Here is a 15,740-nt window from a genome sequence, read left to right on the forward strand (position 1 = left end):
ACCCCGTGGGCCTCAGGTCTTCTTGCGGAACTTGGCGACCGCGAGCGGCGCCGTGACGGCCGTGATCACCACGGCCCAGCCGAGCGTCATCCAGACCGAGTCGCCGACGGGGGTGCCGTTGATCATGGCCCGGGCGGCGTCGGCGAGGTTCGACAGCGGGTTGTAGTCGGTGAAGGTCTCCAGCCAGCCGGGCATCGAGGTCGGCGGGGCGAAGATCGAGGAGCCGAACTGCAGCGGCATCAGAACGATCATGGCCATCCCCTGGACGGCCTGGGCCGTCTTCATCGCGAGACCGAGCAGGATGAAGATCCACATCAGCGAGGCGCCGAAGACCATGGACAGGCCGATGGCGCCGAACAGGTCCAGGATCGAGCCCTTGATCTCCAGGCCCAGCAGGAAGCCCATGCCGAGGAGGATCGCGGTGGCGATCAGCATCCGGCCGATCTCGACGACGATCTTCGCGATGAGGACGGAGGACCGGGCGATCGGCATCGTCCGGAACCGGTCCATGACCCCCTTCTTGAAGTCGTCGTTGATGCCCGTGCCGACGGCCATGGCGATGTTCATGCCCATCATGGCCATCAGGCCGGGGACCACGTAGTTGACGTAGGCGTCGTTGTTGCCCTTGCCGGAGATCGCGCCGCCGAAGACGTACACGAAGAGCAGCACGAAGATGATCGGCATCAGGACGACGTCGAACATCGACTCCGGGTCCTGCTTGATCTGCAGCGCGTTCCGCCGGGCCAGGGCGCCGATGTGGCGGAAGTTGGCGCGCAGACCGATCCGGCCCTCACCGCCGGGCGCCGGACGCATCGGAGCGGGGCCCGGCGCGTCGACGGGAGCCTTGGTGAGCTGTGTGGTCGTCGTGGTGCTCACGCGGCGACCTCCTCGGGGGTCGTGTCGGAAACGGTGGTCTTCTCGCCCGTGATGGCGAGGAAGACCTCGTCCAGGCTGGGCAGGTGCGTGCCGATGTGGGCGATGCCGAAGCCCCGCGCGCCCAGCAGGCCCACGACGGCGGTCAGCTGCTCGTCACTCAGGATCGGCACGTACAGCGCGCCCTCGTCGGGGACGACGGTCGAGCCGGCGATGCCGTCCAGGCCGGACTCGCGCAGCGCCGACGCCATCGAGGGCAGGTCGGCCGGGTCCACCGGGCGGATCGTGAGCGTGCGCCCGCCTACGCGGGCCTTGAGCTCGTCGACCTTGCCGTTGGCGATGACCTTGCCGCGGTCGATGACGGTCAGCTCGCTCGCGAGCTGCTCCGCCTCCTCCATGTACTGCGTGGTGAGCAGCACGGTCACGCCCTCGGCGACCATCCGCTTCACCTCGTCCCAGACCTCGTTGCGGGTGCGCGGGTCGAGGCCGGTGGTGGGCTCGTCCAGATAGAGGACGGCGGGCTGCCCGATCATCGAGGCGGCGAGGTCGAGCCGCCGGCGCATACCGCCGGAGTACTGCATCGCCGGCCGCTTGGCGGCCTCGTTCAGCGAGAACCGCTCCAGGAGGTCGTCGGCGCGGCGCCGGGCGTCCGCACGGGAGAGGTCGAGCAGCCGCCCGATCATGTAGAGGTTCTCCCAGCCGGAGAGCTTCTCGTCGACCGAGGCGTACTGGCCGGTGAGGCCGATGGTCCGGCGGAGCTGGCGCGGCTGCTTCACCACGTCGTAGCCGGCGACGGTGGCGGTCCCGGAGTCCGGGACGATGAGGGTGGACAGACAGCGGACGAGGGTGGTCTTGCCGGCCCCGTTCGGGCCGAGCACGCCGAGGACCGTGCCCTCCCGGACGTCCAGGTCGACCCCGTCGAGGGCCTTCGTCTCGCCGTAGTGCTTCACGAGGCCTCGTACCTCGACGGCGTTGTGTGCGGATCGCGTCATGGCCACCATCAGATCAGCCGCCACTGACAACGCACCGACAGACGACCGACAGCCGTCCGACACCCCGCCGACCGGTGTCGGAACGAATTCGGGCGACAGCGCGCGGCGGCTCTGGAACGCTGTCGTCCCGAAGCCGACGGGCGAACCGCGAAGGAGGGGCGATCGATGACGTTCGTGCTGGAGGGGCCGCTTCTGGAGGGCGCACTGGTGCGCCTGGAGCCGCTGGACCACCGCCACGCGGCGGACCTGGCCGCGGCCGCCGAGGAGGACCGCGGTTCCTACCGCTTCACGCGGGTACCGGTGGGGGCCGGGATCGAGGAGTACGTCGAGACCAGGCTCGCCCTGGCCGCCACCGGGAAGCTGGCGCCGTACGCGCAGGTGGAGCGGGCGTCGGGGCGCGCTGTCGGCGTCACCGCCTACTGCGCCCCGCGGCTCTCGCCGTCGGGGGACGGTCTGCGCGCCGTCGAGGTCGGCTACACCTGGCTCGCGGCGTCCGCGCAGGGCACGGGCGTGAACACCGAGGCCAAGTACCTGCTGTTCCGGCACGCCTTCGAGAACTGGGACCTGCCCCGGCTCGACCTGGAGACGGACGCGCGCAACAGCCGTTCGCGGGCGGCGATCGAAGCGGTGGGCGCGCGTTTCGAAGGGGTGCTGCGCCAGTGGGCCCCGTCATGGGTCGAGGGTGAGGAGGGTCGGCTCCGCGACTCGGCGCTCTACTCGATCATCGCCGCCGAGTGGCCGGACTGCCGGGCACGGCTCGAAAAGCGGCTGGCCGCGGGCCGCGCGAGGAGTTCGCGCACGGCCCGCGGCCGGACGTCCTGATCGGACGGCCCTCCTCGAAGGGGGCCTGAAGGCCCTCCTAGTGGAAGGTGTGCTCCTCGGCCGGGAACGCCCCGCCGGTGACGTCCTCCGCGAAGGCCCGGGCGGCGTCGCCGAGGGTCTCGCGCAGGTTCGCGTACTGCTTGGTGAAGCGCGGCACCTTGCCGCCGGTCAGACCGGCCATGTCGGTCCAGACGAGGACCTGGGCGTCGGTGTCCGGGCCGGCGCCGATGCCGATGGTCGGGATCTGCAGGGAGCGGGTGACCTCGGCGGCCAGCTCGGCCGGTACGAGTTCGAGGACGACGGCGAAGGCGCCCGCGTCCTGGGCCGCCTTGGCGTCGCTGAGCAGCCGGTGCGCGGCCTCGTCGCTGCGGCCCTGCACCCGGTAGCCCATGGTGTTGACGGACTGCGGGGTCAGGCCCAGGTGGGACATGACCGGGATCCCGGCCTGGACGAGCAGCTCGGTCTGCGGCAGCGAACGCTCGCCGCCCTCCAGCTTGACCGCGCCGACGCCCGCGTCCTTGACGAGCCGTGTCGCGTTGCGCAGGGCCTGGACGGGCCCTTCCTGGTACGAGCCGAAGGGGAGGTCGCCGACGACGAGGGCGCGCTTGGTGCCCCGTACGACGGCGGCCGACAGGATGGTCATCTCGTCCATCGTGACGGGCACGGTGGTGTCGTAGCCGAGATGGCAGTTGCCCATGGAGTCGCCGACGAGGACGACCGGGATACCGGCCTCGTCGAAGACGGACGCGGTCATGGCGTCGTAGGCGGTGAGCATGGGCCACTTCTCGCCGCGGGCCTTGGCAGCGGTGATGTCGTGGACCGTGATACGGCGCGTGCCCTTGCCTCCGTACAGCGCCTTGCTGCTGTCGGGGGAGTGCTTCTGGGCAGGCTGAAGCGTCATGGTGAACGGCTCCTTCGTCATCTCGAGGCGCCCTGACGGCGTCCCCGGACCACGTCCATGGTGGCACTTCCCGCGGTGACGGGGGAAGTGCGGCGAAGTGGCGCTGTTCACACCGCCGCGACGACAGAGTTTCGGCGCGTACGTACGAATGTGCGCGTTCTGTCACAGCCACCCCGCCCCGCGCCGGACGCGGGAACCCGCCGCGCGGCCCTGTCGTCCCCCGTGGCAGTACCGAGGACCCGTCATCACCTAGTGTCGAGTCGGGTCGCGGGGCACGACAGCACGACGGCAAGGCAGTGAGGACTGAGTGATGGCGCGGGTGGACATGGCGGAGACGGAGAACGGTGGCGCCAGGGACGAGCGCTCCGGGTCCCGGTTCCGATCGGCGCTCGACCGCCTCCGCGGTGACCGTGGCATCTGGCGCCGCGGCATCCTGCTGGCCGTCTGCGCGGTGCTTATCACGCTGGCGATGGCCTTCCACGCCGAGATCCCCAACCGGATCGGCAATCTGGGCAGCCTCAACGAGACCTTCCTGCCCTGGCTGGGCGTCCTCGTGCCCGTCCTGTTGCTCCTGGCCCTGCTGCGGCGCTCCGCGACCGCGCTGATCGCCCTGCTCCTGCCGGCCGTGGTCTGGGTGAACCTCTTCGGCGGGCTGATCACCGACAAGTCCGAGGCGGGCGGTGACCTCACCGTCGCCACCCACAACGTGAACGCCGACAACCCCGACCCCGAGGGCACGGCCCGGCAGATCGCCGAGTCCGGCGCGGACGTGGTGGCCCTGGAGGAGCTCAAGGGCGAGATGGTCCCGGTCTACGAGAAGGGTCTGGCCGAGGCGTACAAGTACCACTCCGTGCAGGGCACGGTCGGCCTGTGGAGCAAGTACCCGCTGCACGGCACCGACTCCGTCGACATCGGGATGGGCTGGACCCGGGCGATGCGCTCCACGGTCTCCGCGCCCGGCGCCGAGGTCGCCGTCTACGTCGCCCACCTCCCGTCCGTGCGGGTCAAGATGAACGCGGGCTTCACCGCCAACCAGCGCGACAACAGCGCGGACCTGCTGGGCGAGGCGATCGCCGCGGAGTCCCACGAGCGGGTCGTCCTGCTCGGCGACCTCAACGGCACCATGAACGACCGCTCGCTCAACGCCGTCACCGCGCAGATGCGCTCGACGCAGGGCGCGTCGGGCGACGGCTTCGGCTTCAGCTGGCCGGCCTCGTTCCCGATGGCGCGGATCGACCAGATCCTGGTGAAGGGCGTCGAGCCGATGTCCTCGTGGACGCTGCCGGAGACCAAGAGCGACCACCTGCCGATCGCGGCGCGCGTCAAGCTCTGACGCGCGTACGGCGCTGACGCTCGTAACGGCTCTGCTCCGCGTGGCCGGCTCCGATCCTCGTACGGTCCTGATCGCGGCCGGGTCGAAACCTTCCCGTCACCTGGGGGAGGCCGTCGGGAACATTTCGGCTGAGAGTATTTGTTCAGTCGAAGAACTATTCCCTGGAAAGGCTTCTCCCATGCCCCTGGCGCTGTTCGCGCTCGCCGTCTCCGCCTTCGGCATCGGCACGACCGAGTTCGTGATGATGGGCCTGCTGCCCAACGTCGCCGACGACCTCGGCACCTCCGTCCCCACCGCCGGCCACCTGGTCTCCGCGTACGCGATCGGCGTCGTCATCGGCGCCCCGCTGCTCACCGCCCTCGGCTCGCGCGTGCCGCGCAAGAAGATGCTGCTTCTGCTGATGGCGCTGTTCGTCGTCGGCAACCTGGCGTCCGCGCTCGCGCCCGGCTTCGGCTGGCTGGTCGCCGGCCGGGTCCTGGCCGGGCTCCCGCACGGCGCGTTCTTCGGCGTCGGCGCCGTCGTCGCCGCGCGGCTCGTGGCCGAGGGCCGGCAGGCGCGGGCGGTCGCCACGATGTTCCTGGGACTCACGGTGGCCAACATCCTCGGCGTACCGGCCGCGACCCTGCTCGGCCAGCACCTCGGCTGGCGGGCCACCTTCCTCGTCGTCACCGTCATCGGCCTGCTGGCCATGGCGGCGCTCGCCCGGCTCGTGCCCTACGTCCCCGTCGACGAACGCCAGAGCCTGGGCCGCGAGGTGCGGGCGCTCGGCCGGCCTCAGGTGCTGCTCGGCCTGCTCACCGCGGTCTTCGGCTTCGCGGGTGTCTTCGCCGTCTACTCCTACCTCGCCTCGATGACCACCGAGGTGATGGGCTTCGGCGAGTCCTCGGTCACCCTCGTCCTCGCCCTCTTCGGCATCGGCATGACGGCCGGCGCGCTCGCCGCGGGCCCGCTGACCGACCGGGCGCTGCGGCCGACGCTGTACGGCTCCCTCACCGCCCTCGCGCTCGTCCTGGGCGCCTTCCGCTTCACGATCCACGTGCCGTGGCTGGCGCTCGTGACCGTCGTCGTGCTCGGCGCCGTCGGCTTCATGACCACCACCCCGCTCCAGATGCTGGTCATGAACAAGGCCAAGGACGCCCCGACCCTGGCCTCCGCCTCCAACCACTCCGCCTTCAACCTCGCCAACGCGGGCGGCGCCTGGGCGGGCGGCGCGGCCGTCGCGGCGGGCTGGGGCTGGAGTTCCCCGACCCTGGTCGGTGCGGTCCTGGCGGTGGTCGGCCTGGCGATCGCGGCGGTGGCGGGCCTGTTGGACCGCACCCGTACGGCCGAGAACGCCTCCCGCGTCGTCGCGGGAGGCGCCCCGGCCGTCGAACGAGCGGTCAGTGGCTCGTCGTCTCCCGCCAGCGGTTCGTGATCGGCAGGCGACGGTCCTTGCCGAAGCCCTTCGCCGAGATCTTGGTGCCCGGCGGGTACTGGCGTCGCTTGTACTCCGCCGTGTCCACCATCCGCAGCGTCCGCGCCACCAGCTCCTCGTCGAAGCCCGCCGCGACGATGGCGTCCTTGCCCTGGTCGCGGTCGACGTACAGCGCGAGGATGCGGTCCAGGACGTCGTAGTCCGGCAGCGAGTCGGTGTCCACCTGCCCCGGGCGCAGCTCGGCGCTCGGCGGCTTGGTGATCGAGCTCTCCGGGATCGGCGGGGTCATGCCGCGCTCCTCGGCCGCCCGGTTGCGCCAGCGCGCCAGCCGGAACACGGTCGACTTGTAGACGTCCTTGATGGGGCCGTACGCGCCGACCGAGTCGCCGTACAGGGTCGAATACCCCACCGCCAGCTCGGACTTGTTGCCCGGAGCGAGGACGATGTGGCCCTCCTGGTTGGAGAGCGCCATCAGCATCGTGCCGCGCAGCCGGGACTGGAGGTTCTCCTCCGCGAGACCGGTGAGCCCGAGGGCGCCCATGTAGGCGTCGAACATCGGCTCGATCGACACCGTACGGAAGTTGAGGCCGGTGCGGCGGGCCAGTTCGGCGGCGTCGCCGCGCGAGTGGTCCGAGGAGTACTTCGACGGCATGGAGACGCCGTACACGTTCTGCGCGCCCACCGCGTCGCAGGCGATCGCGGCGACCAGCGCCGAGTCGATGCCGCCGGAGAGGCCGATGAGGACCGAGCGGAAGCCGTTCTTCGCGGCGTACGCGCGCAGGCCCACGACCAGCGCCGAGTAGACCTCCTCGTCGTCGTCGAGCCGGTCCGCGTACCCGCCGGTGAGCTCCGGCTCGTACGCGGGCAGCGGCTCCTCGGAGAGGACCACCCGCTCGATCCGCAGCCCGTCGTCGACGACGCCGGTGGGCGCGTCGGGGGAGGCGGCCGGCAGGTCGAGGTCGACGATCACCGTGCCCTCGGAGAACTGCGGGGCGCGCGCGACGACTTCGCCGTTCGCGTCGACGACGATCGAGTCGCCGTCGAAGACCAGCTCGTCCTGACCGCCGATCATCGCGAGATAGGCGGTGGTGCAGCCCGCCTCCTGGGCGCGCTTGCGGACCAGTTCGAGGCGCGTGTCGTCCTTGTCCTGCTCGAACGGCGAGGCGTTGATCGAGACGAGCAGCCCGGCCCCCGCGCTGCGGGCCGCCGGAACCCGGCCGCCCTCCTGCCACAGGTCCTCGCAGATCGCGAGCGCCACGTCGACGCCGTGGACGCGGACGACGGGCATGGTGTCGCCCTGGACGAAGTAGCGGAACTCGTCGAAGACGCCGTAGTTGGGCAGGTGGTGCTTGGCGAAGCGCAGCACCACCTCGCCGCGGTGCAGCACGGCGGCGGCGTTCTCGGGGGACCCGGCGGGCCGGCCGAGGCGGGGCTTGGCGCGGTCCGAACGGTCGAGATAGCCGACGATCACGGGGAGCTCCCCGAAACCCGCGGCGTCGAGGCGCCGGGCGAGCGCCCGCAGGGCGTCCCGGGACGCCTCCACGAAGGACGAGCGCAGCGCGAGGTCCTCGACGGGGTAGCCGGTCAGCACCATCTCGGGGAACGCGACCAGATGCGCGCCCTGCTCGGCGGAGTGCCGGGTCCAGTGGACGATCGCCTCGGCGTTCCCGGCGAGATCGCCGACGGTCGAGTCGATCTGATTCAGAGCGAGGCGTAGTTGAGGCACGTGCCCAGTGTAATCGTCAGACCGACGCTATGTCCTGACGACGGCCAGGATCGGTGTGGTCGCGGCTGGGGGCCGGGCGTCGTCCGGCGGGCCCGGCGGCCGGGCGTGGCCGGCGTGGCCCGCGCGTGTCCGGCGGTCCGGTCCGGTACGCCCGCGGCTGCCGGAAACGGCGAGGCCCGGCGCCCCGGGGTGGGACGCCGGGCCACGCCGGGTGTTCGGCTACTTCGTCGGGCCGAGCCAGATCGTTTCCTCGTGGTCGAGGATGGTCGGGCTCAGCTGGACCTGCAGTTCACCGTCCGCCTTCGGCGAGACCGAGAAGGTGAAGTCGGCCTTGGCCTGCTTGCCGGGCAGCACGTTGCCCTGGAACATCTGCGTGGCGTTGCTGCCGTCGAAGACCGGCTCGGCGCGCGCGCCCTCCGCGTCGCTCGCGTCCACCAGGGCGCCGGTGACGTCGAGGGTCTCCTTGCTGCCGTTGACGATCGTGACCGTCACCTGGAACGCGCTGTTGCCCTTGGTGTGCCCGGCGGCGAACTGGTCGGGCTTGTAGGCGCGCGGCTTGGAGACGGTCACCTTGATCCCGTCCTCGTACGCGAAGGTCTGACCGAACTTCAGCGCCGCCGGAGCGGCCTCGGTCGGCTCGGCGTCCGTGGGCTCCGCGCCGGGCTCGGCGGGAGCGGCGGTGGCCTTCTCCTGCTTCTTGATCTCCTTGTCGATGTCGTCCGCGATGTCCTTGACCGCGGTGACGACGACGATCAGCCAGATGATCGAGACGACGATGGAGACCGCACCGAGGATGAGGCCGGTGAGGGCCATCCCCTTGTTCGTCGCCTCGCCCTTACGGCCGCGGGAGTGGCCGATGATGCCGAATATGAGGGCCAGCAGGCCCAGGATCCCGCCGAGCCAGAACAGGAACGGGAGGATCGCGAAGAGCAGGCCCACGATGCCGAGGACGAGAGCGGTCACCCCGAGCCCGTTGCGCGGCTGCTGGAACGGCGGCTGCGGCGGCATCCCGGGCATACCGGTCGGCGGCTGCCCCCAGGGATTCTGGCCTGGGGCGTTCGTGGGCGTGGTCATGCGACATCCTCCGGGGTGGTCAGGGTGTTGACGTTAAGCCAGCTGATTATGGAGGAGCCAGGGATTTTGTGATCAACCGGTGGGGGTCGTCGGCCGGCCGGTCCCACCCCGACCGGGCGGACCCGGCAGCGTCCGCATAACATCCGTACCACTATGTCCACTTCTCGTCCCGGCAGTGCCGCGCGAGTCACCGCGGTCCTCCTCGTCCTCGGCGCGCTCGCGTACACCGCCTGGGCCCTCGAAGCCGTCGTCAGGACCGGGCTCGACCCGGTGGGGACGTACGTCTCCGAACTCGCCGCCACCGACCAGCCGCTCGGCGGCCTCTTCCGCGCGACCGACCTCACGGCGGGCCTCCTCGTCCTCGCGGCGGCCGCCACGGCGCTCCGGGCGACCCGCCGGCCACCGACGGACTCCGGCGACACCCACAACGACGCTCACGACGCCCTCGACGCCCTCGACGCTCACGTCAGTCACGACGCTCACGCCGGCCTCGGCGCCCACGGCGCCCACGGCGCCCACGGCGCCCACGGCGCCCACGGCGCCCGCGCCAGCCACGACGCCCACGCCGGCCATGACCCTGGCCCGCACGCCGACCGCGACCACGAACGCCACGGACCCCGCCCCCGCCCCCGTCGCCGCCGTCTCGTCCTCGTCGGCTGGTTCGCCCTCGCGCTCTTCGGTGCCGCCACCGCGGTCGACTCCCGGCTGCCGCTCAGCTGCGCCCCCACCGCCGACCCGGCCTGCGCCGCCCGCGAGGCCGCCGGCCTCGTTCCCGCCACCCACACCGCGCACGCCGCCAGCTCCGGCCTCGCCATGGCCTGCGCGCTGGCCGCCATGATCGCCCTGACCCTCGCCGCCCGCCGCCACGGAATCTGGCTGCCCCTCAGCCGTACCGGCGCCGTCCTCGTCGTCCTCGAAATCGCCGCCACCGTCTGGACCCTGGCCGCCGTCGCCGCCTTCGAGACGGGAGGGGGCACCTGGGCACTGGGGGCCGGCCAGCGGCTCCAGGTCCTCCTCGTGGCACTCTGGCTCGCAGTACTCGCCGTCTCCGTGGCCAGGGAGCGACCTTGAGCGTGTTCGTACGGGTCGGGGGCGTGGCCCACCACGTCGTGATCGAGGGCACCGGACCCGTCTGCGTCCTCAGCGCGGGCCTCGGCATGAGCTGGTTCGACTGGGACGCGGTCGTCCCGCTGCTCACCCCCCACCGCACGGTCGTCCGCTTCGACCGCCCCGGCCACGGCCTCTCCGCCCCGGCATCCGTCCCGCCCAGCGCCACGGGCGAGGCGCACCGCATCGCGGGCCTTCTGGACGCGCTCTCCCTGCCCGGGCGGGCCACCGTCGTCGGGCACTCCATCGCCGGGTTCCACGCGGAGGCCTTCGCGCGCCTCCACCCGGGCCGTACCGCCGGGATCGTCCTCGTCGACGCGTCCGTCGAGGAACACGCCCGTACCCCCGCAGCCCCTGCCCTGCGCACCGCCGCCACCCGCGGCCTCGGGACCCTGCTGTCGGCCGCCGGCGTCCCGGCCGCCCTCGGTCCCGCCGCCCGCCACGCCACCGTACGGCTCTCCCGCGCCGCGGGCGGGGACCCGGCACCCGCCGACCTCGTACGCCGCGTGTACTCCACCTCGCGCGTGCTCCACGGAACGCTCCTGGAGAACACCCACTACCGCGCCGTCGCCGCCGAACTCCTCGCCCTGAGCGAGCGGTTCCCGCTGCCGCAGGACCGCCCCGTGACCGTCCTCGCCGCCCCCGACGGCTCCGCCCGCTGGGCGCGCCGCCAGCGCGCACTGGCCCGACGGCTCGGTGCCCGCTACGAGGCGGCCGAGCCGTCGGGCCATCTGATGATGTGGGACCGCCCGGACGCCGTGGCGCGCGCGGTACGGGATCAGGAGGAGGCGTAGACGGTCGCGCAGAACTCCTTGATCTGCTCGTCGTTCAGATGCTGCGCCAGATCGGCCTCGCTGATCATCCCCACGAGACGCTTGTTCTCGATGACCGGCAGCCGCTTGATCTGGTGCCCCGTCATCTCGTCGAGAACCTGGCTCACATCCGAACCCGCTTCGATCCAGCGCGGAGTGCCGTGGGCCATCTCTCCGCAGGTCACCTTCGCCGGGTCATGGCCCATGGCGACACAGCCGACCACGATGTCGCGGTCCGTGATGATGCCGCACAGCCGCTCGTTCTCGTCGGCTATGGGCAGCGCGCCCACATTGAGGTCGCGCATCAGCTGAGCGGCGCGGTCGAGCGTTTCGTGCCGGGGGATCCACTGGGCCCCGGGATGCATGATGTCCTTCGCCGTGGTCATGGGGTGCGTACCTCCGTAGAAACGTCGTCGTACGTACGTCCCCGAGCGCAAACCATTGTCCGCGTACGCGGCGGCCCCCGCGACCGCTGGGGTCACGGGGGCCCGGCCCGCTGTCCTTCGGCCGTCAGGCGCGCGGCTTCGCGCCCCGCGCCTTCAGCAGATCCGCCATGAGGGCGATCTCCGACTCCTGGGCGTCGACCATGCCCTGCGCCAGGTTCTTCTCGATCTCCACGGAGCACTTGTCCACACAGCCCTGGGCCATGTGCACACCGCCCTTGTGGTGGTCGGTCATCAGCTGGAGGTAGAGGATCTCCGCCTCCTTGCCACTGGCCCTGCGCAGCTGCTCCAGCTCGGTCTTGGTCGCCATGCCCGGCATCAGCGCCCCGTCGAGCGGACCGGCGTCGCCGTGCCCGTCCATGCCCATCCAGGCCATCGTCTCGGTGCCGGACTCGACCTTCGGCAGGCCCCACATGTCCAGCCAGCCCAGCATCATGCCGCGCTGGTTGGCCTGGGTGTTGGCGATGTCGTACGCCAGCCGGCGCACCTCCTCGTCCTCGGTGCGGTCCCGGACGATGAACGACATCTCGACGGCCTGCTGGTGGTGGACCGCCATGTCACGGGCGAAGCCCGCGTCCGCCGAGGCCGACACGGGGGACGCCGGAGCCTCCTCGCGTTCCGCCGAGGCGACCGTGACGGCGCCCCCGGCGAACAGCAGCGCGAGGACGACGGCGGCGATCGACGCCCCGTGCGTACGGGTCAGCCTCACTGGGTCGCCCCGACACCGCCGGTGCAGGCCGCGCCGGGCTCGGGGGTCTGCGGGCCCTGCACGTACTTGGTGAAGAAGGCGTCGACGCGCGGGTCGCTCGCGCTGTCCACGGTCACCTGCTTGCCCCAGGCGCTCAGCATGATCGCGCCGGTCTGGTCGTCGACCGGGCTCATCAGCGAGTACGGGGTCTTGCCGACCTTCTCGGCCAGCTTCTTCACCTCGGCCTCGGCGGCCTTCTTGTTGTACGTGACCCAGACGGCTCCGTGCTCCAGCGAGTGCACCGCGTTCATCTCGGCGATCTTCGACGTGTAGACGTCGCCGTCGCAGTTCTGCCAGACCTGGTCGTGGTCACCGCCGACCGGGGGCTTCATCTCGTAGGCGACCGGGGTCGTCACGTGGTTGCGGCCGAGCTTCTTGGCGTCCCAGGACTTCTCGTCCTTGATGGGGGCCTTCGCGGCGGCCTCCCTCTGTTCCTTCTTCTCGGACTCCTTGTTGAGCACGTAGCCGCCGAAGCCGACGAGGCTCAGGACGACGACGGTGGAGATACCGATGGTGAGGAAGCGGTTGCGGCGCTCGCGGGCCTGCTCGGCGCGGCGCATCTCCTCTATTCGGGCGCGGCGGTCGGCATTGGAGGAGCGGTTGGCGGCCATGTGAGTGTCGTCCTTCTCGGATGTGGGGTGGCGTCAGGCGTCGGGCGTGAGCCGGGGGCGGGGGCGGATGCGGCCCGCCGGCTATGTCCGCAGTACTTGAAGGACGTGCAGGTCCGGTGCGCGGGGCTGCGCGTCGGGACGGAGCGCCCGGCCGGTGTCGTACGCCGGTACGGGGCCCGGGAGCCGGCCCTCCGCGTGCTGCGGAGGGTCGAGCGGCGGCGCGGTGAGCACCGCCGGGCTGAGCGAGGGGAACAGGGAGCAGTCGCCTCGGTCGTACGGGCAGACGTACTCGTCCTCGGCGGCCGTGACCCGGTGGTGCGCCCGGGTGGTCTCGTCGTGGCCGGAGGCCGTGTCGCCGGCACCCAGACAGACGAAGAGCGCGGCGAGGAGCGTCGCCACGGCACTCGCCAGTGCCATGGGACGCGCGCGCCGGGACAGGCGTACGAGTGGAGGGCCCCCCATGTGCGGAGATCGTAGTGGCCCATGGGCCGGGAGTGGGGATCCGGGGGGAAGTACGGGGGGAACCGCGGGGAGCGGACGCACGGAGCCGGCCTGTCCACCGTTACCTGAGTCACACCCGAGCAGGCACTATGGGTGTGCAACGTGCGCGAAACCATGTGGTGGGATGCTCAGGTGCCCCCCGATGTGCCCGAGGCGGTGGGAACAGGCGGCCTGACCAGCAAAGATGGGTGTGGAAATGGACAAGCAGCAGGAATTCGTGCTCCGGACGCTCGAAGAGCGTGACATCCGGTTCGTGCGGCTGTGGTTCACCGACGTGCTCGGCTTCCTGAAGTCGGTGGCCGTGGCGCCCGCCGAGCTTGAGCAGGCGTTCGACGAGGGCATCGGCTTCGACGGCTCCGCCATCGAGGGCTTCGCCCGTGTATACGAGTCGGACATGATCGCCAAGCCGGATCCGAGCACGTTCCAGATCCTGCCGTGGCGCGCGGAGGCCCCGGGCACGGCCCGGATGTTCTGCGACATCCTCATGCCGGACGGCTCGCCGTCCTTCGCGGACCCGCGCTTCGTCCTCAAGCGCATCCTGGCCAAGACCTCGGACCTGGGCTTCACCTTCTACACCCACCCCGAGATCGAGTTCTTCCTGCTGAAGGACAAGCCGCTCGACGGCACGAAGCCGACCCCCGCCGACAACTCGGGCTACTTCGACCACACCCCGCAGAACGTGGGCATGGACTTCCGCCGCCAGGCCATCACGATGCTGGAGTCGATGGGCATCTCGGTGGAGTTCTCCCACCACGAGGGCGCCCCGGGCCAGCAGGAGATCGACCTCCGCTACGCCGACGCGCTGTCCACGGCCGACAACATCATGACCTTCCGCCTGGTCATGAAGCAGGTGGCGCTGGAGCAGGGCGTGCAGGCCACGTTCATGCCGAAGCCGTTCTCGGAGTACCCGGGCTCGGGCATGCACACCCACCTCTCCCTCTTCGAGGGCGACCGCAACGCGTTCTACGAGTCGGGTGCGGAGTACCAGCTCTCCAAGGTGGGCCGCTCCTTCATCGCCGGCCTGCTGAAGCACGCGGCCGAGATCTCGGCCGTCACCAACCAGTGGGTCAACTCCTACAAGCGCATCTGGGGCGGCTCGGCCCGCAGCGCGGGCGCGGGCGGCGAGGCCCCCTCGTACATCTGCTGGGGCCACAACAACCGCTCGGCCCTGATCCGCGTCCCGATGTACAAGCCGGGCAAGACGGGCTCGTCCCGCGTCGAGGTCCGCTCGATCGACTCGGGCGCCAACCCCTACCTGACCTACGCGGTCCTCCTGGCGGCGGGCCTCAAGGGCATCGAGGAGGGCTACGAACTCCCGGCGGGCGCGGACGACGACGTGTGGGCGCTCTCGGACGCGGAACGCCGCGCGATGGGCATCGAACCGCTGCCGCAGAACCTGGGCGAGGCGATCGCCCTGATGGAGAAGAGCGAACTGGTGGCGGAGACGCTGGGCGAGCACGTCTTCGACTTCTTCCTGCGCAACAAGAAGCAGGAGTGGGAGGAGTACCGCTCCGAGGTCACCGCCTTCGAGCTGCGGAAGAACCTGCCGGTGCTGTAGGCGCAGGTCGGAGCGGGTAGAAGCCCGAACTGACGATCAGGGCCGACGGTCGGGAACCGTCGGCCCTGATCGCCCTGGGCCGACGGTCGGGCTGTCACCGTGATGGTGGATCGGTGGGCACCGTCAGGGCCGAGGGAGCCAGTACCCACAGCAACGCTCGGCCGGTCAGCGGAGTCGTGGCGATCAGGGTCAGGTAGACCTCGACGATCGATCCGTCGCCGGTGAGGACGTCCAGGTCGCCGGACAGGCGTGACAGCAGGTAGAGGACGGCATCGACGATGAGCCAGGAGGCCAGGTTGGCTCCGATCCACCAGGCCCAGCGCCTGGTGACCTTGCGGAGCACGATTGCCTGGGACAGGCCGAGGAGGGGTCCCAGGGCGAGGCTCTGGCTGGCGGCCAGTAGGTAGGCCGTGGACACGTCGTTGTCCGACTCCTGGGCCGTGATCACCGCAGGCATGATCACGAGCAGCCAGGCCAGGAGCGCGGGGCCGATGTTGGCGGTGATCCATACCTTGCGGGGGATGGGGACCCGCCGGCGGACGACCAGCCACTGGAGCGCTCCGAGGACGCCTCCGAACAGGATGGCCCCGAGGGTGGCGATCAGCAGCGCGACGAGGGCATGGCGGCTGATCAGGTCCAGGTTGAGTGCGTCGCTGCTGAGCAGGGCCAGCACGAAGCCGACGGTGAGGACGATGACGAACGCGATCGTGTTGTAGCCGATCCACTGCCAGTACAGGCGGGCGTCCCAGCCGCTCGGTGAAGCCGTCCCGCGGCCCGCGTCGGAAGCCGTCATCGCTCACCCCTTCCGCGACGGAAGAACGCCAC

At 71.0% G+C, this 15,740-nt stretch carries 15 protein-coding genes and 2 pseudogenes; 7 read left to right on the plus strand and 10 right to left on the minus strand.

Going from position 1 to position 15,740, the window contains the following annotated elements:
* Positions 1-12 precede the first annotated feature (12 nt).
* Both ACZ3OF_RS07120 and ACZ3OF_RS07125 read right to left on the minus strand, forming a co-directional pair.
* Positions 13-813: an ABC transporter permease gene (locus ACZ3OF_RS07120; RefSeq protein ID WP_467303813.1), complete on the minus strand. Its 801-nt coding sequence runs from the start codon at positions 811-813 to the stop codon at positions 13-15.
* Positions 814-872: 59 nt separating this feature from the next.
* Positions 873-1,865 carry an ATP-binding cassette domain-containing protein gene (locus ACZ3OF_RS07125; RefSeq protein WP_361675055.1) on the minus strand — a complete coding sequence of 331 codons (993 nt, stop codon included), beginning with the start codon at positions 1,863-1,865 and terminating at the stop codon, positions 873-875.
* A 165-nt stretch (positions 1,866-2,030) separates the two neighbouring features.
* On the opposite strand from ACZ3OF_RS07125, the gene ACZ3OF_RS07130 reads away from it, so the two are divergent.
* A complete protein-coding gene (locus ACZ3OF_RS07130) occupies positions 2,031-2,687 on the plus strand; it encodes a GNAT family N-acetyltransferase (RefSeq protein ID WP_361675057.1) in 657 nt (218 codons plus the stop codon).
* Positions 2,688-2,724: 37 nt separating this feature from the next.
* On the opposite strand, the gene panB is transcribed toward ACZ3OF_RS07130, so the two are convergent.
* Positions 2,725-3,588 carry a 3-methyl-2-oxobutanoate hydroxymethyltransferase gene (panB, locus tag ACZ3OF_RS07135; protein ID WP_361675059.1) on the minus strand — a complete coding sequence of 288 codons (864 nt, stop codon included), beginning with the start codon at positions 3,586-3,588 and terminating at the stop codon, positions 2,725-2,727.
* A gap of 310 nt (positions 3,589-3,898) precedes the next feature.
* On the opposite strand from panB, the gene ACZ3OF_RS07140 reads away from it, so the two are divergent.
* The gene (locus ACZ3OF_RS07140) at positions 3,899-4,921 is read left to right on the plus strand and encodes an endonuclease/exonuclease/phosphatase family protein (RefSeq protein WP_361675061.1); all 1,023 of its coding nucleotides are present in this window, start codon (positions 3,899-3,901) and stop codon (positions 4,919-4,921) included.
* A gap of 178 nt (positions 4,922-5,099) precedes the next feature.
* On the plus strand, positions 5,100-6,335 hold the full coding sequence (locus ACZ3OF_RS07145) for an MFS transporter (RefSeq protein WP_361675063.1): 1,236 nt from the start codon (positions 5,100-5,102) through the stop codon (positions 6,333-6,335).
* On the opposite strand, the gene ACZ3OF_RS07150 is transcribed toward ACZ3OF_RS07145, so the two are convergent.
* Together ACZ3OF_RS07150 and ACZ3OF_RS07155 are read right to left on the minus strand one after the other, a co-directional pair.
* Positions 6,301-8,061 carry an NAD+ synthase gene (locus ACZ3OF_RS07150; protein ID WP_361675065.1) on the minus strand — a complete coding sequence of 587 codons (1,761 nt, stop codon included), beginning with the start codon at positions 8,059-8,061 and terminating at the stop codon, positions 6,301-6,303. The genes ACZ3OF_RS07145 and ACZ3OF_RS07150 overlap by 35 nt on opposite strands.
* Before the next feature lie 219 nt (positions 8,062-8,280).
* On the minus strand, positions 8,281-9,135 hold the full coding sequence (locus ACZ3OF_RS07155) for a DUF4190 domain-containing protein (RefSeq protein ID WP_361675067.1): 855 nt from the start codon (positions 9,133-9,135) through the stop codon (positions 8,281-8,283).
* A 153-nt stretch (positions 9,136-9,288) separates the two neighbouring features.
* Here ACZ3OF_RS07155 and ACZ3OF_RS07160 point away from each other — a divergent pair.
* From ACZ3OF_RS07160 to ACZ3OF_RS07170, 3 genes and pseudogenes are all read left to right on the plus strand, one after another.
* A pseudogene (locus tag ACZ3OF_RS07160) lies at positions 9,289-9,477 on the plus strand (DUF998 domain-containing protein); the annotation flags it as partial.
* Positions 9,478-9,768: 291 nt separating this feature from the next.
* Positions 9,769-10,206 (plus strand): annotated as a pseudogene (locus ACZ3OF_RS07165) (DUF998 domain-containing protein); the annotation flags it as partial.
* A complete protein-coding gene (locus ACZ3OF_RS07170) occupies positions 10,203-11,036 on the plus strand; it encodes an alpha/beta fold hydrolase (protein WP_361675069.1) in 834 nt (277 codons plus the stop codon). The pseudogene ACZ3OF_RS07165 and the gene ACZ3OF_RS07170, both read left to right, overlap by 4 nt.
* Here ACZ3OF_RS07170 and ACZ3OF_RS07175 read toward each other — a convergent pair.
* The 4 genes from ACZ3OF_RS07175 to ACZ3OF_RS07190 all read right to left on the minus strand — a co-directional run bounded on the left by ACZ3OF_RS07175 (position 11,021) and on the right by ACZ3OF_RS07190 (position 13,318).
* A complete protein-coding gene (locus tag ACZ3OF_RS07175; protein ID WP_361675071.1) occupies positions 11,021-11,440 on the minus strand; it encodes a CBS domain-containing protein in 420 nt (139 codons plus the stop codon). The genes ACZ3OF_RS07170 and ACZ3OF_RS07175 overlap by 16 nt on opposite strands.
* A gap of 124 nt (positions 11,441-11,564) precedes the next feature.
* On the minus strand, positions 11,565-12,200 hold the full coding sequence (locus ACZ3OF_RS07180) for a DUF305 domain-containing protein (protein ID WP_467303815.1): 636 nt from the start codon (positions 12,198-12,200) through the stop codon (positions 11,565-11,567).
* Positions 12,201-12,202: 2 nt separating this feature from the next.
* Entirely contained in the window at positions 12,203-12,856 is a 654-nt protein-coding gene (locus ACZ3OF_RS07185; RefSeq protein ID WP_361675072.1) for a DUF3105 domain-containing protein, read from the minus strand.
* An 81-nt stretch (positions 12,857-12,937) separates the two neighbouring features.
* On the minus strand, positions 12,938-13,318 hold the full coding sequence (locus ACZ3OF_RS07190; protein ID WP_361675074.1) for a hypothetical protein: 381 nt from the start codon (positions 13,316-13,318) through the stop codon (positions 12,938-12,940).
* A gap of 235 nt (positions 13,319-13,553) precedes the next feature.
* Here ACZ3OF_RS07190 and ACZ3OF_RS07195 point away from each other — a divergent pair, with 235 nt between their 5' ends.
* Positions 13,554-14,915 (plus strand): glutamine synthetase family protein, encoded by a 1,362-nt coding sequence (locus tag ACZ3OF_RS07195; RefSeq protein ID WP_352188302.1) that lies wholly within the window; start codon positions 13,554-13,556, stop codon positions 14,913-14,915.
* A 94-nt stretch (positions 14,916-15,009) separates the two neighbouring features.
* On the opposite strand, the gene ACZ3OF_RS07200 is transcribed toward ACZ3OF_RS07195, so the two are convergent.
* The gene (locus ACZ3OF_RS07200; RefSeq protein ID WP_361675077.1) at positions 15,010-15,708 is read right to left on the minus strand and encodes a hypothetical protein; all 699 of its coding nucleotides are present in this window, start codon (positions 15,706-15,708) and stop codon (positions 15,010-15,012) included.
* Positions 15,709-15,740: the final 32 nt, after the last annotated feature.

This window comes from Streptomyces sp. NPDC022552, from assembly GCF_055561875.1.